This window comes from Nocardioides cavernae, from assembly GCF_016907475.1.
Classification (GTDB): domain Bacteria; phylum Actinomycetota; class Actinomycetes; order Propionibacteriales; family Nocardioidaceae; genus Nocardioides; species Nocardioides cavernae.
In genome coordinates, this window is the sequence record NZ_JAFBCA010000001.1 from 3,777,596 (window position 1) to 3,797,512 (window position 19,917).

The 19,917-nt window shown below is 71.6% G+C and carries 23 protein-coding genes and 1 tRNA gene; 9 read left to right on the forward strand and 15 right to left on the reverse strand.

Going from position 1 to position 19,917, the window contains the following annotated elements:
- Positions 1-62: 62 nt before the first annotated feature.
- On the reverse strand, positions 63-755 hold the full coding sequence (locus JOD65_RS17720) for a GAF and ANTAR domain-containing protein (RefSeq protein WP_191195268.1): 693 nt from the start codon (positions 753-755) through the stop codon (positions 63-65).
- Positions 756-1,261: 506 nt separating this feature from the next.
- On the opposite strand from JOD65_RS17720, the gene aqpZ reads away from it, so the two are divergent.
- Positions 1,262-1,987 (forward strand): aquaporin Z, encoded by a 726-nt coding sequence (gene aqpZ, locus JOD65_RS17725; protein ID WP_191195267.1) that lies wholly within the window; start codon positions 1,262-1,264, stop codon positions 1,985-1,987.
- Between the two features lie 85 nt (positions 1,988-2,072).
- Here aqpZ and JOD65_RS17730 read toward each other — a convergent pair.
- The 3 genes from JOD65_RS17730 to dnaG form a co-directional block, all read right to left on the reverse strand.
- Positions 2,073-2,145, reverse strand: a tRNA-Asn gene (locus tag JOD65_RS17730).
- A 52-nt stretch (positions 2,146-2,197) separates the two neighbouring features.
- Positions 2,198-2,710 carry a hypothetical protein gene (locus JOD65_RS17735; RefSeq protein ID WP_204811257.1) on the reverse strand — a complete coding sequence of 171 codons (513 nt, stop codon included), beginning with the start codon at positions 2,708-2,710 and terminating at the stop codon, positions 2,198-2,200.
- On the reverse strand, positions 2,710-4,614 hold the full coding sequence (gene dnaG / locus JOD65_RS17740; protein ID WP_191195266.1) for a DNA primase: 1,905 nt from the start codon (positions 4,612-4,614) through the stop codon (positions 2,710-2,712). Before dnaG ends, JOD65_RS17735 begins: the two co-directional genes overlap by 1 nt.
- Before the next feature lie 140 nt (positions 4,615-4,754).
- Here dnaG and JOD65_RS17745 point away from each other — a divergent pair, with 140 nt between their 5' ends.
- From JOD65_RS17745 to JOD65_RS17755, 3 genes are all read left to right on the forward strand, one after another.
- Positions 4,755-5,171: a phage holin family protein gene (locus JOD65_RS17745; protein WP_191195265.1), complete on the forward strand. Its 417-nt coding sequence runs from the start codon at positions 4,755-4,757 to the stop codon at positions 5,169-5,171.
- Positions 5,168-5,428, forward strand: coding sequence for a DUF3618 domain-containing protein (locus JOD65_RS17750; RefSeq protein WP_191195264.1), 261 nt, complete (start codon positions 5,168-5,170; stop codon positions 5,426-5,428). Before JOD65_RS17745 ends, JOD65_RS17750 begins: the two co-directional genes overlap by 4 nt.
- 68 nt (positions 5,429-5,496) lie before the next feature.
- On the forward strand, positions 5,497-5,829 hold the full coding sequence (locus tag JOD65_RS17755; RefSeq protein ID WP_191195263.1) for a YtxH domain-containing protein: 333 nt from the start codon (positions 5,497-5,499) through the stop codon (positions 5,827-5,829).
- Positions 5,830-5,879: 50 nt separating this feature from the next.
- Here the strand turns inward: JOD65_RS17755 and JOD65_RS17760 are convergent, their stop codons facing one another.
- The 7 genes from JOD65_RS17760 to JOD65_RS17790 form a co-directional block, all read right to left on the reverse strand.
- Positions 5,880-7,148 carry a deoxyguanosinetriphosphate triphosphohydrolase gene (locus tag JOD65_RS17760; protein WP_191195262.1) on the reverse strand — a complete coding sequence of 423 codons (1,269 nt, stop codon included), beginning with the start codon at positions 7,146-7,148 and terminating at the stop codon, positions 5,880-5,882.
- Positions 7,149-7,206: 58 nt separating this feature from the next.
- Entirely contained in the window at positions 7,207-8,016 is an 810-nt protein-coding gene (locus tag JOD65_RS17765) for a VldE C-terminal domain-containing protein (RefSeq protein ID WP_504739245.1), read from the reverse strand.
- A 323-nt stretch (positions 8,017-8,339) separates the two neighbouring features.
- On the reverse strand, positions 8,340-9,479 hold the full coding sequence (gene dusB, locus JOD65_RS17770) for a tRNA dihydrouridine synthase DusB (protein ID WP_191195260.1): 1,140 nt from the start codon (positions 9,477-9,479) through the stop codon (positions 8,340-8,342).
- Between the two features lie 37 nt (positions 9,480-9,516).
- Positions 9,517-10,131 carry a hypothetical protein gene (locus JOD65_RS17775; protein WP_191195259.1) on the reverse strand — a complete coding sequence of 205 codons (615 nt, stop codon included), beginning with the start codon at positions 10,129-10,131 and terminating at the stop codon, positions 9,517-9,519.
- Positions 10,132-10,158: 27 nt separating this feature from the next.
- Positions 10,159-10,806 carry a hypothetical protein gene (locus JOD65_RS17780; RefSeq protein WP_191195258.1) on the reverse strand — a complete coding sequence of 216 codons (648 nt, stop codon included), beginning with the start codon at positions 10,804-10,806 and terminating at the stop codon, positions 10,159-10,161.
- Between the two features lie 62 nt (positions 10,807-10,868).
- Positions 10,869-12,269 carry a glycine--tRNA ligase gene (locus JOD65_RS17785; RefSeq protein ID WP_191195257.1) on the reverse strand — a complete coding sequence of 467 codons (1,401 nt, stop codon included), beginning with the start codon at positions 12,267-12,269 and terminating at the stop codon, positions 10,869-10,871.
- Between the two features lie 63 nt (positions 12,270-12,332).
- Positions 12,333-12,662, reverse strand: a complete 330-nt coding sequence (locus JOD65_RS17790) for an antibiotic biosynthesis monooxygenase family protein (RefSeq protein WP_191195256.1) — start codon at positions 12,660-12,662, stop codon at positions 12,333-12,335.
- Positions 12,663-12,733: 71 nt separating this feature from the next.
- Between JOD65_RS17790 and JOD65_RS17795 the strand changes: the two genes are divergently transcribed.
- Genes JOD65_RS17795 through JOD65_RS17810 form a run of 4 tightly spaced genes read left to right on the forward strand, consistent with a single transcriptional unit; the run spans position 12,734 to position 15,837 of the window.
- Entirely contained in the window at positions 12,734-13,660 is a 927-nt protein-coding gene (locus JOD65_RS17795; protein ID WP_191195255.1) for a metal ABC transporter substrate-binding protein, read from the forward strand.
- Positions 13,651-14,439, forward strand: a complete 789-nt coding sequence (locus JOD65_RS17800) for a metal ABC transporter ATP-binding protein (protein ID WP_191195254.1) — start codon at positions 13,651-13,653, stop codon at positions 14,437-14,439. Before JOD65_RS17795 ends, JOD65_RS17800 begins: the two co-directional genes overlap by 10 nt.
- On the forward strand, positions 14,436-15,443 hold the full coding sequence (locus JOD65_RS17805; RefSeq protein ID WP_191195253.1) for a metal ABC transporter permease: 1,008 nt from the start codon (positions 14,436-14,438) through the stop codon (positions 15,441-15,443). Before JOD65_RS17800 ends, JOD65_RS17805 begins: the two co-directional genes overlap by 4 nt.
- Positions 15,430-15,837, forward strand: coding sequence for a Fur family transcriptional regulator (locus JOD65_RS17810; RefSeq protein WP_191195252.1), 408 nt, complete (start codon positions 15,430-15,432; stop codon positions 15,835-15,837). The genes JOD65_RS17805 and JOD65_RS17810 overlap by 14 nt, the downstream gene beginning before the upstream one ends.
- On the opposite strand, the gene JOD65_RS17815 is transcribed toward JOD65_RS17810, so the two are convergent.
- Positions 15,834-16,649: an isoprenyl transferase gene (locus JOD65_RS17815; RefSeq protein ID WP_191195251.1), complete on the reverse strand. Its 816-nt coding sequence runs from the start codon at positions 16,647-16,649 to the stop codon at positions 15,834-15,836. The genes JOD65_RS17810 and JOD65_RS17815 overlap by 4 nt on opposite strands.
- A gap of 52 nt (positions 16,650-16,701) precedes the next feature.
- Positions 16,702-17,652, reverse strand: a complete 951-nt coding sequence (locus tag JOD65_RS17820) for a hypothetical protein (RefSeq protein ID WP_191195250.1) — start codon at positions 17,650-17,652, stop codon at positions 16,702-16,704.
- Positions 17,653-17,902: 250 nt separating this feature from the next.
- Here JOD65_RS17820 and JOD65_RS17825 point away from each other — a divergent pair, with 250 nt between their 5' ends.
- Entirely contained in the window at positions 17,903-18,229 is a 327-nt protein-coding gene (locus JOD65_RS17825; RefSeq protein ID WP_191195249.1) for a hypothetical protein, read from the forward strand.
- A 19-nt stretch (positions 18,230-18,248) separates the two neighbouring features.
- Here JOD65_RS17825 and recO read toward each other — a convergent pair whose 3' ends face one another.
- Together recO and JOD65_RS17835 are read right to left on the reverse strand one after the other, a co-directional pair.
- On the reverse strand, positions 18,249-18,977 hold the full coding sequence (recO, locus tag JOD65_RS17830) for a DNA repair protein RecO (protein WP_191195248.1): 729 nt from the start codon (positions 18,975-18,977) through the stop codon (positions 18,249-18,251).
- 54 nt (positions 18,978-19,031) lie between these two features.
- The gene (locus JOD65_RS17835; RefSeq protein WP_191195247.1) at positions 19,032-19,910 is read right to left on the reverse strand and encodes an alpha/beta fold hydrolase; all 879 of its coding nucleotides are present in this window, start codon (positions 19,908-19,910) and stop codon (positions 19,032-19,034) included.
- Between the last annotated feature and the right edge of the window lie 7 nt (positions 19,911-19,917).

The following is a 19,917-nucleotide window of genomic DNA, read 5'->3' on the forward strand; positions in this document are numbered from 1 at the left end:
ACGCACAGTTCACACGCGACCGTGGAAGCGTTACCTCACGGCAACCGGGTGACCGGACCGGGTCAGGACGCCGAGCCGGGCAGGGTGCCCGTCTCGACCACCTGCTGGGCCACGGCGAAGAGCTTGATGTTCTGCTCCGACGAGAGCCGCTTGAGCACCGCGAAGGCCTGGTCCGAGGTCAGCGCGAACCGCTCGCGCAGGATCCCGGTCGCCTCGCCGATCAGCTGCCGGCTCGTCAGGGCCGTGTGCATCTGGTCGTGCCGCACGGTCGCGCTGAGGGCCACGGACGCGTGCGCCGCCGCGACGAGGCCGTCGAGCTTGTCCTCGTGGTCGAAGGCGTCGGGTTCGTAGGCGTAGAGGTTGAGCATGCCGATGCTGTCGCCCTCGACGAACAAGCGGAAGCCCAGGTAGGCCCGCACCCCGGTCCGGTCGACCACCTCGCTCCCCCACCGCGGCCAGGGGGCGTCCGTGCTGAGGTCGCCCACCGAGACCACGTCGGCGATCGGCGGTCCGCCCATTGCGGGCCCCTCGGCGAGGTCGTGCTGCAGGTCGTCCATCACCTGCAGCGACGCATGGGTGTGGGCGCAGGTGTCGTTGCGCCCCGACCGCAGCACGCAGACACCGGCGACGTCGCAGGCGTCGATCAGCTCGACGGCCATCGTGGCGATGCGTTGCAGGGTGTCGGCAGGGTGCCGGGCCTCCGACATCCCCCGCGCAGCCTCTGCCAGCCGCCGTCCGAACTCATGACGGTCCATGCGCACGCCTTCCCTCCCAGTGGCTCGACCCCGAGCGCATCGTATAGATGGGCCGGTGGAGCCCGAGCCGGCAGGCAGAGGGATGCGGCCCGGGTGGCCGCTTCTTGACCACCCGGGCCTGGTCCGCGCTGTGTCGCGACGCAGCGGGGACCTGGCCCGCCGTACCCGGATAGGCCCGCAACGATTCGCACGCGTGACGCGTCGCGCCTGCCTCACCCGGAGAGGATGAGGTGCGGCGTTCGTGCGCTGGCTAGCGTGTGGAGCCGGCGGTCGCCCGAGGTGATCGGACACCACCGCACGAACGCGCGGATGCGCACCGGTCGAGCGATGGGAGGGCGAGGGCGCCATGGTTGTCATGATCACGAGCACGGGTGTCTACCTGATCGTGGCTCTGGTCCTCCTCGTCATCGTCGGTGGCGGGATCGTGGTGGGCTACCGCAAGTACCGGCACGACCAGTAGGCCGCCTCCTCCGCGACGAACCGTCATCGCCCGAAGGGGGCACTCCATGCACACCAACCCTCAGCGTCTCGCGGCGGAGTTCTTCGGCACGTTCTGGCTGGTCTTCGGCGGCTGCGGTACGGCGGTGCTCGCGAGCGAGAACGTCCAGTGGCTCGGAGTCTCGCTCGCCTTCGGCCTCACGGTGCTGACCATGGCGTACGCCGTCGGCCACGTCTCGGGTGCACACTTCAACCCGGCAATCACGGTGGGCCTGGCCATGTGCAAGCGCCTCTCCTGGAAGGAGGTGCCCGGCTACGTCGTCGTCCAGGTCGTTGCCGCGATCACCGCGGCCTTCGTGCTGTGGGTCGTGGCGCACGGCATCCCCGGATTCGACTCCACGGAGACGGGCTTCGCCACCAACGGCTACGGCGACCGGTCGCCGATGGGCTACGACTGGTGGGCCGTGGCGATCATCGAGGTCCTCCTCACGGCGTTCTTCCTGTACGTCATCCTCGGCGTGACCGACACCCGAGCTCCCAAGGGCTTCGCACCCATCGCCATCGGACTCACGCTGACCCTGATCCACCTCGTCAGCATCCCGGTGTCGAACACGTCGGTGAACCCCGCCCGCTCCATCGGTCCGGCCATGTTCGCGGGATGGGACGCCATCTGGCAGCTGTGGCTGTTCATCCTGGCGCCGCTCCTCGGCGGGCTCATCGCCGGAGCCACGTACGCGACGTTGTTCGGCGACGGCGAGCCGGCGACCCCGCTCGAGGTGGCGACCGAGGGGTAGCGAGGCTGGGCGGCTGGCCCCTGCATCGGGAATGCGAAACGGCTCGCGACCTGCGTCTCCGCAGGTCACGAGCCGTTCATCACTGCTCCCCCGGTTGGACTCGAACCAACAACCCTCCGATTAACAGTCGAATGCTCTGCCAATTGAGCTACAGGGGATCGCTTGTGCAGCGAGGCGAAACCTTAGCAAGCCTCGACACCGCGGGTGAAATCAGGGCAGGCCGACGTCGCGGCGGGCCAGCTCGAGGGCCTCGCTGGCCGCGGCACGGACCTCCGGGTCGTCGGGATCGACCCCCTCGTCGTACTCGTAGACCCACTCGACACCACCCGCACCGGACGGTGCGCGGCGCGCGATCACCCGCAGCCCGCGGCGTCGGCCGAGCGCCACGTGGCGCTGGAGCACGACGCTGGCGGTGACCCGCTCGCGGACCAGCTCGAGCAGGCGCCCCGGGTCGGTGAGCGTCGCGGTGTGCACCGGTCGCTCCTCGCCCCAGCTGCCGACCTCGGTGAGCCGGAACGTGTCGGCGTCGCGGTCCCAGTTGGCCGCCTCGACCTGCTCCCAGGGCACGCGCCGGGTCTCGCCGTCCCGGACGACGTAGAACGCGTCGCGGGTGCCGGCGAGCACCGCGCCGTCGGTCGTGGTGGTCACGGCGAGCACCTTCTCGCCGCGCGGCACCTCCACGGAGGGGACGAGCGAACGCCGCCGCCAGCTCACGGGCACCATCAGGACTGCCCTCCCGGCTGGCCCACGGCACCCTCGCGCAGCTTGCGGCGGTGCTGCTCCAGCGTCACCAGCTCGCCGAACATCCGGTTGTAGTCGAGCGCCTGCTCGACGGGGTTGGTGCGCTGAAGGCGGGCCTTGACGTCGGCGATGCGGCGGGACGTGGTGAGCTCCTGGAGTCGGTAGACGTAGGCGACGGCGAACGTCGGGTTGGGGTCGCTGGTGCCGCGGACCGGCTCGACCCCGAGCTCGGTCACCGCCGCGACGACGGCGGGGTCGGTGGCCGACCCACGCACCTTGGCGGCCCACCCCGCGTCGTCGACACCGGCGACGGGCCCTCCGGCCGCGGTCACCGCCTCCCAGACGCCCTGGAACGTCGGGTGGGTGAAGTCGCCCGTGGTCACGTGGGCGGTCGTGCGGCCCACCCCGGCGGGGTGCTGGATGACGAGCTTGAGCAGCTCACGCTCGATGAGGAACCGGGGGTCGGACAGGCTCGGCAGGGCCGGACGAGCCGGCTCGGGCGCCTGCGGGGCGTCGCCGCCGCGGACCGGACGGCGCTCGTCCTTGACGGCAGCGGGGCGGGCGGCCGCCCGGCGCACCTCCGCCCGCACCTGGTCGAGGTCGACCCCGACCATGTGCGCGAGCTCGCGGGAGAACGTCTCGACCTTGGTCTTGTCACGGATGCCGGCCACCAGCCCGGCGGCGTCGCGCAGCGCGTCGACGCGGCCGTCGGCGCGGTCGAGGTCGTAGCGGGTGAGGACGTTGTCGAGCGCGAAGCGGTAGAGCGGCTTCCGGCTGGCGACCAGCTCGCGCACGGCCTCGTCGCCCTCCTTGAGCCGCAGGTCGCAGGGGTCCATCCCCTCGGGGGCGACGGCGACGTAGGTCTGCGAGGCGAACACCTGGTCGCTGTCGAGCACCTTCATGGCTGCCTTCTGCCCGGCCGAGTCGCCGTCGAAGGTGAAGATCACCTCGCCGCTGGTGGTGTCGTGGTCACCGAGGAAGCGGCGCAGCACCCGCGCGTGGTCCTGGCCGAAGGCCGTGCCGCACGAGGCCACCGCGGTCTTGACGCCGGCGAGGTGGCACGCCATCACGTCGGTGTAGCCCTCGACGACGACGGCCTGCTGGCTGTCCTTCATCGCGGTGCGGGCCAGGTCGATGCCGTAGAGCACGTGGCTCTTCTTGTAGATCGCGGTCTCGGAGGTGTTGAGGTACTTCGCCTCGATGCGGTCGTCGTCGAAGATCCGGCGCGCGCCGAAGCCGATCGTGTCGCCGTTGGCCTCCCGGATCGGCCACACCAGACGGCCGCGGAAGCGGTCGTAGTGGGAGCGACCCAGCGCGACGAGCCCGGCGGCCACCGATTCCTCGTCGCTGAACCGTCGACCGCGCAGGTGGCGTACCAGCGCCTCGCCGTCGCGGGGCGCGAACCCCACCCCGAAGGTCGCGGCCGCGGACTGGTCGAACCCGCGCTCGTGCAGGAACTGCCGCGCGACCACGGCGTCGGGGCCGGCCAGCTGCTCGGCGTAGAACTGCTGGGCGACCTTGTGCGCCTCGATCAGTCGGCCGCGGGCCGGTCCGCGCGGTCGTACGGGCTCGTCGTCGCCTTCCTCGCGACGCAGCTGGACGCCGAACTTGTCGGCGAGCCGCTCGACGGACTCGGTGAAGGTGAGCCCGTCGACCTTCATGAGGAAGGAGATGACGTCACCGCCCTCGCCGCAGCCGAAGCAGTGGAAGAACTGGCGGGCCGGATTGACGTTGAACGACGGCGTCTTCTCGTCGTGGAAGGGGCACAGGCCCTTGAGCGACCCGCCGCCGGCGCGCTTGAGCGTGACGTAGCCCGACACCACGTCGTCGATCCGCGCCTTCTCGCGCACCTCGGCGATGTCGTCGTCGCGAATCCGGCCTACCACGCCGGGGAGTCTACGGGCGCCCTCCCACGAGCACGGCGGAGTCTCCACAACGGCTGCCGGTGGCCCGGATCCTCACGTCCGGCCACCCCTTGGGGCGTACGTCGCTGGTGCCCCGTGGGCGCGTCTGGGAAGGTCGAAGCATGACCGCTCAGCACGGAGCGCCAGAGAGTCAGACCCAGGACCAGACCCTCGGCGCGCTCGTCCACCAGCTCACCCAGCAGGTCCCCGACCTCATCCGCTCGGAGATGCGCCTCGCCCAGGCGGAGGTCGCCCAGAAGGGCAAGCGCGCGGGTGTCGGGATCGGCATGTTCAGCGTCGCCGGGCTGCTCGCCTTCTTCGCGTTCGGGTCGCTCGTCGCGACCGCGATCCTCGCCCTCACGCTCGTCGTCGACGCCTGGCTGGCCGCCCTCATCGTGGCGCTCGTCCTGCTCGCCGTCGCTGCCGTGGCCGGACTGGTCGGCAGGAACAAGGTCGCCGAGGCCGGACCCCCCGCTCCCGAGCGGGCGATCCAGGGGTTGAAGGACGACATCGCGACGGTGAAGGGAGATCACCCATGAGTGACCAGACGCCGGAGAAGACGCCCGAGCAGCTCGAGGCCGAGATCGCGGTGCAGCGCGAGCAGCTGGCCGGGACCGTCGACCAGCTCGCGGCCAAGCTCGACGTGAAGTCGCAGGCGCAGCAGCGGGTGGCCTCGCTCAAGGACGCCGCCACGACCGACACCGGCCAGCCCCGCACCGAGGTGCTCGCGGCCGCCGGCTCGCTCGTGGCGATGGCCGTGGTCCTGCTGCTGTGGCGGCGCCGCGGCGACCGCTGAGCAACACCGCTGAGCAACACCCCGAGCACCACAGCTCGCACAGAAGCCAACCAGGGAAGGGAGACCCCATGAAGAAGCTCATGCTGCTCGTCGCCGGAGGTGTCGGCTACGTGCTCGGCACGCGTGCCGGCCGGGAGCGCTACGAACAGATCAAGAAGGCGGCCACCCGCGTCAAGGAGGACCCCCGGGTCCAGGAGAAGGCGCACCAGGCGGCCGACCTCGCCAAGGACAAGGCCCCCGTGGTGAAGGACAAGGTCGCCTCGGCGGCCAGCACGGCGGCCGACAAGGTGACGCCCTCGGGCAGCGGCAGCGGCGATCACCGCTCCGACCTCGAGGAGCAGCTGCACCCCGACAGCACGGCCCGCCAGGACGACCCGTACCCGCAGGGCAACCTGCCGTAGGTCGCCGGACGCACGCCTGACAGGGGCTCGGCCTTCGGGCCGGGCCCCTGTCAGGTCAGCGCGGCGTGACGCGTGACGGCGCTGGCGTCGGTCAGTGACGCGACCTGGTCCACGACCACGCGTCGTCGGCCGGCGTCGTCGCCCGCTCGCTCCCAGTCCTCGACGAAGACCGGGTCGAGGGCGTCGACCCCGCGCACCCACAGGGCCTCGACGAGCTCCGCGACGAGCTGGCGCTGTCGTTGCATCAGCGCCACCCGGTCGTCGGCCTGCATGACGTAGTGGGCGGCGATCCCCTTGAGGACCCCGATCTCGACCTCGGTGGCCTCGGGCACCACCAGGTCGGCGCGGTGCCGCACCGGCGGCTCCCCCGCCGTCGCGGCGAATGTCGCCTGCTGCACGCTGCCGCAGAAGCGGCCGATGAGGTCGCTGGTGAGGTTCTTGATCGCGGCGAGGCTGCGTCTGCTCCCGTCGTACGACGACCGGGGCCAGCTGCCCACGGCCCGCAGGTCGGCGAGCGCCACGTCGAGCGCGGCGTCGTCGATCCCGGGCAGGTACCACGAGCGGACGGTCTCCCAGAGCGCGTCACGGTCGAGCCGGGTCAGGTCGAGGCGACCGGCCACGATGCCGTCCTCGACGTCGTGGACGGAGTAGGCGACGTCGTCGGCGAGGTCCATCACCTGGGCCTCCAGGCAGCGCCGGCGGCCCTCGACCCCCGACCGCAGCCAGTCGAAGACGGGGCGGTCGTCGTCGTAGACGCCGAACTTCACGACGACCCGCGGCGTGCCGTCGGCGTGGACCCCGTGGGGCCCGGTCGCCTCCGCCCGCACCCAGGGGTACTTCGTGCAGGCGTCGAGGGTCGCGCGCGTCAGGTTGAGCCCGACCGAGCGACCGTCGGCGTCGAAGGTCTTCGACTCCAGCCGTGTCAGCAGGCGCAGCGTCTGCGCGTTGCCCTCGAAGCCGCCGCAGTCGGCGCTGAGCTCGGCCAGCACCCGCTCGCCGTTGTGGCCGAACGGCGGGTGCCCGAGGTCGTGCGCGAGTGCCGCGGTCTCCGCGATGTCGGGGTGCGTCCCGATGGCCCGGGCCAGGTCGCGGGCGACCTGCGCCACCTCGAGGCTGTGCGTGAGGCGGTTGCGGACGAAGTCGTCGGTCTGTGGTCCGACGACCTGCGTCTTGGCCGCGAGCCGGCGTGACGCCGCCGCATGGACGACGCGCGCCCGGTCGCGCTCGAACGCGAGGCGCACCGGCGCCTCCACCCGCTTGGGTGGCTCGGCGACGATGCGCTCGCGCGCCGAGTCGTCGTACGGGTCCTCGATGCTCATGGGCCGGTCAGCCTAGCTCCCCCCTCGGACGCCGACGACGTCCGAGGCGGGCTACATCTCAGTAGACCGTGACGTGCACGTGGTCGTAGTGGTTGGCGGTCGTCGACCCACGGTCGGACATCCCGCGCCAGCCCTCGCCGGAGCGCTCCACGGACCAGATGTTCTGCGAGTAGATGATGTACTCGATGCCCAGCGAGGCGTAGTTGGCCCGCAGGAAGTTCGCGATGGCCCAGCCGGTCTCGCCGCTCACCATGATGTCGATGGCACGACCCTCGCCGTGCTCGCCGTCACCGCGCCACGTGCCGTAGCTGGTCACGGAGGGCCAGTTGGCGCACACCACGTCGTGGATGCCGTAGAGCGACGCGCGACCGGCGTCGATGGACGAGCCGTTGGAGCAGACCCCGCCCAGGCTCGGGCCGGCAGGCTCCTTCGGCTCGGGCTTCGGCTTCTCGGGGCTGAGGTAGTCGGAGGTGACCCAGCGCGACTGGCCGTCGATGACGACCTGGGTGCGGCCGGCCTGGGTGCGGCCGGTCACGGACACCTGCTTGACGGCGCCGATGACGCCCAGCTTGTCGGACGCCCCGGACGGGCCGTCCCAGAGGTTGAGGACGTCGGTGGTCCACACGGCGTCGTCGGTCTTCTTGGCGAGCCGGCGCGCCTTCTGGTCCACGCTGATGTCCTTGCGCGCGGCGGCCTCGGCCTTCGCAGCGGTGCGGATCTGCGAGCGGGAGACGGTGGTCGTCTCGCTGCGCCGACGGAGTGCGGTGTCGTCGACGGTGTCGGCGGCCGCTCCAGCGGCTGGCTGGGACGTGCCGGACGAGGCGAGCAGGCTGTCGTTGGTCGCCGGCTCTGCGGCGAGGACGCCCATGGTCACCGCGGACAGCGTCGCCACGACGGCGAGCGGTGCGGAGACGAGGACGGAACGGGGGATCCGAGACGGACGGGGGGTGGTAGCAGGGGCTTCCCGCTTGTGGCGATGATGAGCCACAGCGCTGATCCTTTGCACTTGCTGACGGGGGACGTTGCGTCGATCCACGAGCCCGGAAACGGGGGAAGAACTCGTGCCCACGTCGACGCGATCATCGAGTAGAGCACAGGAAACTCGGCCTGTCCCAATCTTCCCCGGTAAATTCCGGCGTGTTCCGGCTCACCCGTGACGGGATCCGTGCGTACGACGCCGACCCCGCGGGATCAGCCCCCGGTGGTCTCGTCGACGTCCTCGCGCAGGTGTGCGCCGCGCCCGTCCGTGTCGTCCAGCCACCCGTCGGGGAGCACGACCCGCTTGCGTGGAGCCCCCTGTCGTCCGCGCGGCGTGCCGAGCTCGCGCTCGGGGAACGGCGCGGTGTCGTCGAGCCCTGCGAGCAGCGCGTCGAGGGAGGCGAGGGAGTCGACGAGGGCTAGCTGGTGGCGCAGCTCACCGCCGGCGGGGAAGCCCTTGAGGTACCAGGTGATGTGCTTGCGGAACTCCTTGCAGCCCCGCTCCTCCCCCATGTGCTCGGACAGCAGCTCGGCGTGGCGACGCATCATCGCCTTGACCTCGCCGAGGACGGGGAGGGTGGCGACGTCCTCGCCGTGGAAGGCCGCGGCCAGGTCGCGGAACAGCCAGGGGCGTCCGAGGCAGCCGCGGCCGACGACGACGCCCGCGGCGCCGGTCTGCTCGACCATCCGGACGGCGTCGGCGGCCTCCCAGATGTCGCCGTTGCCGAGGACGGGGATGTCGACGTGGTCGACGAGGGCGGCGATGGCGTCCCGGTCGGCCTCGCCGGAGTAGGCCTGCTGGACCGTGCGTCCGTGCAGGGCGATCGCGGCGACGCCGCTCTCCTGGGCGATCCGACCAGCGTCGAGGTAGGTCAGGTGGTCGTCGTCGAGGCCCTTGCGGGTCTTCATCGTCACCGGGACGTCGTACGGCGCCGCGGCGGCGACCGCGTGCTCGAGGATCTCGCCGAGGAGGCCGCGCTTCCACGGCAGCGCTCCCCCACCGCCCTTGCGGGTCACCTTGGGCACCGGGCAGCCGAAGTTGAGGTCGACGTGGGCGACGCCGTGGTCGGCGCAGAGGATCTCGACGGCCTTGCCGATGTAGACCGGGTCGGTGCCGTAGAGCTGCACCGAGCGCACCGTCTCGAGCTCGTCGAAGGTCAGCATCTTCTTCGTGACCTCGTCGCCCTCGACGAGGCCGCGGCTGGTGATCATCTCGGAGACGTATAGCCCCGCGCCCTGCTCGGCGCAGAGACGGCGGTAGGCGGCGTTGGTGATGCCGGCCATGGGTGCGAGCACGACGGGGGTGTCGACGCGCAGCGAACCCAGGGTGAGGGAGTCGGGCACGACGGTCATGCCCCCATTGTCCGAGCGGGATCGTGCCCGGCCAAAATCAGCCGCGTCCGCGCTCTCGGCCGGGCTCCGCCGTGCTCGGCTCCTGGACCTTGCCGGTCCACGAGATCGGGTCGTAGCCCTCTGTCGGCTGGAAGACCAGGTCGCGCACCCGCCCGCCGTCGGGGACGAGGTAGACCAGGCACATCCCGGTCTCGTCCCCGGGCTCGAACGGCACCGGCAGCGGGCCGCTCTGGCAGGCGGTGAAGTCGCCGCCGAGGGTCCAGGGGGCACCGAGCGTGCCCGCGGTGTCGCGCAGGTAGAGCGGGACGTCCTGGCCGCCGAGGTCGGACTCGCCGGTGTTGGCCACGTTCACGGTCACGAAGTAGGGCCGCGCCGCGGCGATCGCCCCGTCGCGGGTCCACCCGTCGAAGACCGACGGTCGCTGCTCGGCGACCTCGTCGACGCTCAGCTCGAGCTCGCCGTCGACGTCGCGGGTGGGCTGCCACACCAGGGTCGCCGTCTCACCGTGCTCGAGCCGGGTGCCGGGCTCGGTGCCGTCGTCGACAGCGGTCGTGGCGGCGGCGGTCGGCTCCTCGTCCGTGGTGGGGCCCGGGTCGCTGCACCCCGCCAGCGTCAGCGCGAGGGCTGTCGCGAGGAGCGTGGTGCGCCGCATGGCGACATGGTCACACGGCTCGACCGCCTACGACACGGGTCCCTCCCAGGTCGGCACGCCGGCCTCGCCCAGGATCGAGACGCCGCGGACCCGCTCGGGTCGCGGTCCGGGGAAGACCATGCAGACGTCGACCGGCTCGCCGGCCCGCAGGGTGACCCCGTCAGCCGCGCCGGGGCACGGTGGGAACGGTCGGTACAGCGGCAACGGGGCGTGGTGGATGTTCAGCTCGCGCGAGCCCTGGGCGAGCGTGAGGAAGGGCGTCACGTCGACGACGCCGAGGCCCTCGAACGTCAGCGTGACGTCGGCGTAGTAGACGTGGCGCGGCCGCGCGAGCCCGTGGGGGCGGGTCCGGTCGATCGCGGTGGCGTCCCCGCGGCGGATTGCGTGCACCGTGATCGCGACGGGTGCCCAGGCGTCCTCCCCGATCGACATCTGGACGACCTCGGCGGCACCGAAGGACAACGTCCTGGGTAGGTCCGCAGGGTCGCCGGGCAGGGGACCGAGAACGGGCAGGTCCGTGCTCGGGATCGGCAGTCCCGAGCCCTCGTCGCCCCTCGCGTCGAGGGGCTCGAGCGCCGGGCCGTCCCCGCCCAGCCACACGTCCAGGATGACGAAGGCTACGAGGACGAGGGCGAACGCAGCGACGCCAAGAAGACGGCCGACAGGTGTGCGCACCCGCGGATCATGCCTCGCGTCCGAAGCGTTGCGCCGGCGTTCGACGCAGATCGCCTCCTGCGTCAGCAGCCGACCAGGCGCTCCGCGAACCAGCGGGTGATGCCGTCGAGGCTGACCCGCTCCTGGGCCATCGAGTCGCGCTCGCGGATGGTGACCGCGTCGTCGTCGAGGGTCTCGAAGTCGACCGTCACGCAGAACGGCGTACCGATCTCGTCCTGGCGGCGGTAGCGACGGCCGATGGCGCCGGAGTCGTCGAAGTCGACGTTCCAGTTCTCGCGCAGCTCGGCGGCCAGCGCCTTGGCCTTCGGCGAGAGGTCGGCGTTGCGGCTCAGCGGCAGGACCGCGACCTTGACCGGCGCGAGGCGCGGGTCGAGCTTGAGCACGACGCGCTTGTCGACGCCGCCCTTGGTGTTGGGGGCCTCGTCCTCGGTGTAGGCGTCGATGAGGAACGCCATCAGCGAGCGGGTGAGACCGGCGGCCGGCTCGATGACGTAGGGCAGGTAGCGCTCGTCGGCGGCCTGGTCGTAGTAGGACAGGTCCTTGCCGGAGAACTCGCTGTGCTGCTTGAGGTCGAAGTCGGTGCGGTTGGCGATGCCCTCGAGCTCCTCGAAGTCACGGCCGGAGAACCCGAAGCGGTACTCGATGTCGGTCGTGCCCTTGGAGTAGTGCGACAGCTTCTCCTGCGGGTGCTCGTAGTGGCGCAGGTTGTCGGGGTTGATGCCGAGGTCGACGTACCACTTGGTGCGCTGCTCGATCCAGTAGCGGAACCACTCGTCGTCCTCGCCGGGCTTGACGAAGAACTCCATCTCCATCTGCTCGAACTCGCGCGTGCGGAAGATGAAGTTGCCGGGCGTGATCTCGTTGCGGAAGCTCTTGCCCATCTGGGCGATGCCGAAGGGCGGCTTCTGGCGGCTCGAGGTCACCACGTTGGCGAAGTTGAGGAAGATGCCCTGCGCGGTCTCGGGCCGCAGGTAGTGCAGGCCGGACTCGTCCTCGATCACGCCGAGGTAGGTCTTGAGCATCATGTTGAAGTTGCGCGGCGCGGTCCACGCGTTGCGGGTGCCGCAGTTGGGGCAGGCGACCGACTCGTTGATGTCGACGGTGTCGGGGTCGTCGATGCCCTTCTTGGCCGCGTGGTCCTCCTGGAGGTGGTCCTCGCGGAAGCGCTTGTGGCACGACTGGCACTCCACGAGCGGGTCGCTGAAGGTGCTCAGGTGGCCGGAGGCCTCCCACGTGCGGGTGGGCAGGATGACGCTGGAGTCGAGGCCGACGACGTCGTCGCGCCGCGTCACCATGAACTTCCACCACTGGCGCTTGATGTTCTCCTTGAGCTCCACGCCGAGCGGGCCGTAGTCCCAGGCCGACTTCGTACCGCCGTAGATCTCACCGCAGGGGTAGACGAAACCTCGGCGCTTCGCGAGGGAGACGACGTTGTCCAGGGCGGTGGGGGCGGGCTTGGCCACGGTGCAGGTCCTCAGGTGTGGGCAGGTCGGGCCGGCTGGCTGCCGGCTCGGAGAAACGAGCGGTCAGCCTATCGAGCGGGGGTGCGCCTGGTTGAGGTCGGTCCCCTCCTCGACCACCTCGTAGGCGCTGGGCTCGTCGAGCGCGTGGACCATCAGCGGCTGGATGTGCATCTTGCCCTCGTACGACCCCAGCGCGCGCCGGTAGGAACCGACGTTCTCCCAGCGTGTGGTCAGCACCCAGAGCGTCGGGTCGTCGACGTTGCGGCCGACGTCGCCGCCGACCCACCCGGGCTTGGCGGCCAGGATGTCGAGGGCCTGCAGCAGTCCGGCGCGCAGCTCGCTCTCGGCTGCCGCATCGGACGAGGGCGTACGGAGGCGGGTCACGACGAGCACGGGCTCACCCTACGGCCGGGGTGGTCCACCCGGTTTGACAACGGTTCTCAAACAGGGTGAGAATCGTTCTCATGTTGTCCGCCACCCGACCGATCGCCCTCGCCACCGCCCTCGCCTCGGCCGCTCTCCTTGCCGGCTGCGGCGGGTCCGACGACAGCGCCGGGAATGGTCGCTCGGCCGTCGCCGCGTTCTACCCGCTGGCCTGGGTGACCGGTCAGGTGGCGGGCGACGAGTGGGAGGTCACCAACCTCACAGCACCGGGCACCGAGCCGCACGACCTGTCCCTCGACATCAAGCAGACCGCGTCCCTCGCGGAGGCCGACCTGATCGTCCTCCAGCACGACTTCCAGCCCGCGGTCGACGAGACCGTCGACGCCAACGCGCCCGACGCCGAGATCGTCGACGCGGCAGACGTGGTCGAGCTCATGCCCGCCTCCGAGCACGAGCACGAACACGAGGAGGCGGGCCACGACCACGGCGACCTCGACCCCCACTTCTGGCAGGACCCGCTCCTGATGGCCGACCTCGGCGACGCCGTGGCCGACCGGCTGGTCGAGCTCGACCCCGACGGCGCCGCGGCGTACGAGGCTAACGCGGCGGACCTGCGCACGGAGCTGGAGGCCCTGGACCAGGAGTACGTCGACGGCCTGGCGCAGTGCGAGCGAACGACGACCGTCGTCAGCCACGAGGCGTTCTCCTACCTCGCCCGCTACGGGCTGCAGTTCGAGGCGATCGCCGGCCTCTCCCCCGACGCCGAGCCCACGCCGGCCGACCTGGCCCGGCTCCAGCAGCTGATCACCGACGACGGCATCACCACCGTCTTCTCCGAGCGCCTCGCCAGCAGCAAGATGGCCGACTCCCTCGCCGGCGACCTCGGCCTCGAGACCGCGGTGCTCGACCCGGTCGAGGGCCTCTCGGACGAGACGTCCGACGACGACTACCTTTCCCTCATGGGCCAGAACCTCGACGCGCTCCGGAAGGCCAACGGATGCCAGTGAGCCCCGGAGCACCTCCGGTCGAGGTCCGCGACGGGTCGGTCGCGATCGGCGGCCGCCCGATCCTGCGCGGGATCGACCTCACCGTCCGGTCCGGCGAGTTCCTGGCGCTGATGGGCGCGAACGGCTCCGGCAAGTCGACCCTCGTGCGCGCGGTCACCGGCCTGCTGCCGGTGACGGGCGGCGGCATCAGCCTCTTCGGAACGCCGTACGCCGACTTCCGCGACTGGAAGCGGGTCGGCTTCGTGCCGCAGCGCGCCTCAGCGGCCAGCGGCGTGCCCGCGACCGTCTGGGAGGTCGTCGCGTCAGGGCGCATCACCCGGCGGCGCCCCTTCCTCCCGCTCTCCCGCGAGGACCGACGGGCGATCGCCGACGCGATCGACGTCGTCGGGCTGTCCGACCGCACCGGCCTCGGCGTGTCCCAGCTGAGCGGCGGGCAGCAGCAGCGCGTCCTGATCGCCCGCGCACTGGCCGGCGAGCCCGACCTCCTGGTGCTCGACGAGCCCACCGCCGGGGTCGACCTCGGCAACCAGCGCGCCCTCGCCGACGCGCTCGCCACCTTCAAGGCCGGCGGCGCCACCATCGTGCTGGTCGCCCACGAGCTCGGCCCGATGGCGCCGCTGATCGACCGCGCGGTCGTGATGCGCGACGGCCGCATCGCCTACGACGGGCCTGCGCTCGACGAGGAGGACGCCCACGGGCACCACCACCCGCTGGCCGCCTCGCACGACCACGTCCCGCACGTGGGATCGCCGCTCGACGAGCTGGGAGGCGGGCGATGAGCGACTTCGTCGACCTCTTCTCGCTGCCCTTCATGCAGCGCGCGCTCCTCGCCGCGCTGCTGACGGGCCTGGCCGCGCCGGCGATCGGCACCTTCCTCGTGCAGCGCCGCCTCGCCCTGCTGGGGGACGGCATCGGCCACGTCGCCGTCACCGGCGTCGCGATCGGTTTGCTCACCGGCACCTCGCCGACGTGGACCGCCGTCGTCGTCGCGGTCCTCGGCGCCGTCCTGATCGAGGTCATCCGCGAGCGGGGCCACACCAACGGCGACGTCGCGCTGGCCCTGCTCTTCTACGGCGGCCTCGCCGGCGGCGTGCTGATCACCGGCCTCGCCGGACAGGGGGCGGCGAGGCTCCAGGAGTACCTCTTCGGGTCGCTCACCAGCATCACCGCCAGCGACGTGTGGTTCACGTTCGGCCTGACCGTGGTGCTGCTCGTGACCACGCTCGGCCTGCTCCCCCAGCTGTTCGCCGTCTCCAGCGACCCCGACTTCGCCCGGGTCGCCGGCCTGCGCGTGCGCGTCTACAACCTGCTGATCGCCGTGCTCGCCGCGGTGACCGTCACCGTCGCGATGCGCACCGTCGGCCTCCTGCTCGTGTCCGCGTTGATGGTGGTGCCGGTCGCGACCGCCCAGCAGCTCGCCCGCTCGTTCCGTACGACGATCGCGGGCGCGATGGTCGTCGGCGTCCTGGCGGCCCTCGGCGGGCTGCTGCTCAGCGCGGGCCTGTCGTTCCGGGCCACCGTGGCTCCGGGGCCGACGATCGTGCTGCTCGCCCTCGCGATGTTCGCCTCCACCTGGCCCATCGGCGTGTGGCTGCGCAGGCGCCGTCGGATGCTCTCACCGTTCCCGAGCGTCGAGGTCGCCACGCACACGATCACCGACGAGCACCCGCACCAGCACGGCACGGACTGCGGCCACCCGGCCGTGCCGCACGCGGACCACGTCGACTACGTCCACGACGGCCACCGGCACGCCGTACACGGAGAGCACTATGACGAGCACTGACCCCACCCCGCGGCCCTCGGTCCGACCGACCCGCCAGCGTCGGGCGGTCGCCGCCGCGCTTGCGGGCTTCGACGACTTCCGCAGCGCGCAGGAGATCCACGACCTCATCTCGCAGCAGGGCGAGTCGGTCGGCCTCGCGACCGTCTACCGCACGCTGGCGACCCTCGCCGACGCCGGTGAGGTCGACATGCTGCGCAACGAGGACGGCGAGGCCATCTGGCGCAGCTGCTCCGACACGCACCACCACCACCTCGTGTGCCGCACGTGCGGGGCGACCGTGGAGGTCGAGGGCCCGGCCGTCGAGCGGTGGACGAGTGCGATCGCGAGCGAGCACGGCTACGCCGACATCAGCCACACGCTCGAGATCTTCGGGACCTGCCCCGCCTGCCGCTAGGGCTGGCCGGGAGCCTGGTCGGGCGCGTGGTCGGGCGCCTGGTTGGGCATCGCGCCGCCGTAGCGGCGGTCGCGGCTGGCGTACGTCTCGACGGCCGACCACAGGTGCCGTCGGTCGACGTCGGGCCACAGCACGTCGGTGAAGACCATCTCGCTGTAGGCGGCCTGCCACAGCATGTAGTTGGACAGTCGCTGCTCCCCCGACGTGCGCCAGACCAGGTCGGCGTCCGGGAGCTCGGGGACGTAGAGGTGCCGGGCGAAGACGCGCTCGTCGATCTTGTCCGGGTTGAGGCGGCCGGCGGCGACCTCGCGGCCGATGGCGCGGGCGGCGTCGGCGAGCTCGGCCCGGCCGCCGTAGTTCACGCACATCGTGAGGGTGAGGACGTCGTTGTCCTTGGTCATCTGCTCGGCGACCTGGAGCTCCTTGATGACCGAGCGCCACAGCCGAGGAGCGCGACCGGCCCAGCGCACGCGTACGCCGAGGTCGTGCATCTCGTCGCGCCGGCGGCGGATCACGTCGCGGTTGAAGCCCATCAGGAAGCGCACCTCGTCGGGCGAGCGCGACCAGTTCTCGGTGGAGAACGCGTAGGCCGAGATGGCCTTCACGCCGATCTCGATCGCGCCCTCGACGACGTCGAACAGCGTGTGCTCGCCCTGCTCGTGCCCCTTCGTGCGGGGCAGTCCACGCTCCTTCGCCCACCGGCCGTTGCCGTCCATGATGATCGCGACGTGCTCGGGCACGAGGTCGCGCGGGACCGGCGGCGGCGTCGCGCCGCTCGGGTGCGGGGTCGGCGGCTTCACCTGTCGCTTCACGGCGCCAGCCTAGGCGCGTGGACGTGCACCAGCCATGAGGTGGGACCTCAGGTCACTCGGTCTGCCGGGCCACGACCACTGCCAGACCGGCAGCCAGCAGCCCGAGCAGCCCGAACAGCCCGATCAGCTTCAGCACCTCGACCGTGCCCCACCGTCCGGGCGCCCGGAGGTCCGTCTCCTCACCCCCCAGCGGGCCGAGCGCCCACGCGTCGCCGTCCTCATCACTCGGTGGGCCGACGTCGACCGAGCCCGGCACGTCGCCATCGATCCACGAGTGCATGAGCGCGTTCGTCAGGTTCCACAGCTCCTGGTCCGCGTCCAGCTCGTCGGGGTGCTGCACGATGGCCGACACTGCCATCGGGCGTGGAGGCAGCTCGTCGCAGAGACCTGCTCGTGACGGCGGTTGTCCGACGCGTGTGGGGCCGGTCGACGCGGGACCGGCGGCCGCACCGTCGCCCGAGCCGCCGACGGCATTGCTGTCGGCCTGACCACTCGAAGCGGACGCCTGGGCAGCGGCGGGGGTCTGGGCCGGCCCGTCGACCGGATCGACGGTCCCTGTCGCGGGCTCTCCCGCCGGTTGCTCGACTGGCTCACCGGCCCGACCCCCAGCGCCGCGGCCGTCCCCGCCATCAGCACGGTCGTCGGCCGGACGCACCACCGGTTCGACGACCTTGACCGCCGGCTCGGCAGCCTTGCCAGCACCCGGTAGCGACGTGACGGCCTGCTCGACGTCGGACGCCGCCGGCTCCACGACGTTCTCGACGGCTGGCTCGACGGCTTCCTGCACCGGTTGCGGGACGGCCGACTGGACCGCTTCGACCGCCGACTGCACCACGGGCTGGATCGCACCTCCGAGGCCCTCGGTGACGTCGCCGAGGGGTCCGGCATCACCTGCGTGCGCCCCCGTGCCCGCGGACAGAGCCAGCACGACCGTGGCGGCAACCAGGACGACACCGCGCCCCACCCATCGTCGTAGGGGTAGTGGGTGCAACTGCTTCGTCATGATGATCGCCTCCGGACAGCCGTCTCGCCCGGGCCGGACGTGGCCCTCAGGCTCTTACCGGGCTCAACGAGGTCCCGTGGCGTACGGGTACGCGTGCAGGAGCGTCTCGAGGATCTTTCCCCAAGATGTGGTGCCCGCGGCGCGAACCGGGCGGTCGGTGTCGGTTGTTCATTCTCCGCCGATGTCGGTGGCCGGCCCGTGACTCCTGCGGGTGTGTCCTCGGCCGTGCGGACGCGGCTACGGTCCGTCGATGACCGTGGTGCGGGGGTTCGAGGTCGCTGCGTGGGTGGTGTTCTGGGTGGGCATCGTGACCATGCTGGTGCGGGGCGCGTTCCTTCGTGCGCCGGCCCAGAAGTACCGCACCGGCTGGATCCTCGCCTGGACCTTCCTGCTGACCGGCCCCGTCTTCGCGGTCGTCTACACGCTCGGGGGCCTCGGTGTGGCCGAGACGTTCTTCGGCGACAGCGGTCGTCGCGGCCCGTGGTTCATGGCCATCTGCGGTGTCGTCCTCACCGCCTGCGCGCCCGGCGCCCTTCGTCGTACGCGGCGCGGGATGGCCGCGGGACGAGCCGACTGACCGCCTCGCGCGTCTGGCCTCAGCGCTCGACGTACGCCATCGAGCGCAGGCCGCGCTCGAGGTGCCAGGCGAGGTAGGCCGAGACGAGGTTGCTGGCCTCGCGCAGGTGGCGCGGCTCGGCGGCGTGGACGACGGGCCAGTCGCCGACGAGCAGTGCCCCGAGCAGGACGACCGTCTCCCCGGCGGGGGTGGCCGATCCCGGCAGCTTGTCGGAGGAGCACAGGACGCCGCCGGCCGACGGGTTGAAGAATCGGTGCGGACCCTCGACGCCGCACTGCACGCAGTGGTCGAACGACGGCGCGTAGCCCGCGACGGCCAGCGAGCGCAGCAGGTAGGAGTCGAGGACCTGCTTGGCGGGGTGCTCGGCGCCGGCCATCGCCCGCAGCCCGCCGACGAGCAGCAGGAACTGCTGGACCGCGGGCTCCTTCTCCTCGGTGACCAGGCGCTCGGCGGTCTCGAGCATCACCGTGCCGGCGGTGTAGCGGTCGTAGTCGAGCCCCAGCCGCGCGTGGAACGGGTCGAGCGTCTCGGCCTGCGTGACCACGTCGAGGCTGCGTCCCTCCGCGAGCTGGAGGTCGACGTGGTTGAACGGCTCGAGGCGCGAGCCCCAGCGTGACGTCGTACGCCGCACCCCCTTGGCGACCGCGCGCACGCGCCCGTGCTGACGGGTCAGCAGGGTGATGATGCGGTCGGCCTCGCCCAGCTTGTGGGTGCGGAGCACGACGGCCTCGTCGCGGTACAGGGGCACGAGGTCATTCTCCCCCACCGAGCCTGCGCAAGCCCGTACGGGCGGGGTGCGGCGTCAGCGTTTCCGGGTGCGGGTCTTCGTCGTGGCCTTCGTCGTCGCGGGGTGCTCCTGCCAGCACTCGAGGGCGAAGTCGGCAGCGGCGGTGGTCAGCCGCTCCGGCCGGAACCGCCACTCGAGGATCGAGGTCGCTCGCTCGAGCCGGACGTTGGGCAGCTCCGCGGCCAGCATGTCGGCGTCGACGAACGGGTGGATGGGGTCGATCGGGTGACCGACGAGGAAGACCGGCGCCTGGATCCGACGACGCTGGCTGCGGGACGGGGCCAGCCGGCCGAAGATCACCCCGTGCAGCACCGAGGCGATGGACTCGGCGCGGTGGTCGACGGTGTCGAGGCAGATGCCGGCCCAGAACGGGACGATCCCGCGGGGCACGGACCGCGAGACCCGCTGCAAGGTGTTGGCCGTGACCGGCAGGTAGCGCGCGGCGAGCATGATCGGGACGAACGCGAGGATCCCGGCGACCAGCGCGTTGTTGAGCACCGGCATCTCGACGATCAGGCCCTTGACCCGCTCCGGCGCGATGACCGCCACCTCCAGGGAGACGTTGGCGCCCAGCGAGGTGCCGCCGATGACGGCCTGCTCGGCCCCGAGGTGGTCGAGCAGCGCGACGACCTGCTCGCCGAACGACGTCATCGAGTAGACCAGCGGGTCGGCCGGCTGGTCCGAGCGGCCGTGCCCCAGCAGGTCGAGGGTCACCACGTGCAGCCCTTGCGCGGCCATCGCTCGGGCGAGCGGCTGCTGCATCCGGCGCGGCATCAGCAGGCCGTGCAGCAGCACGACCCAGTCGTCGCCCGAGCCGTACTCGGTGTACTCGAGCCGGTCGCGCCCACCATCGGACTCGACGAAGAACTGTCCGATCCGCTCGCTGACCAACATGGACCGA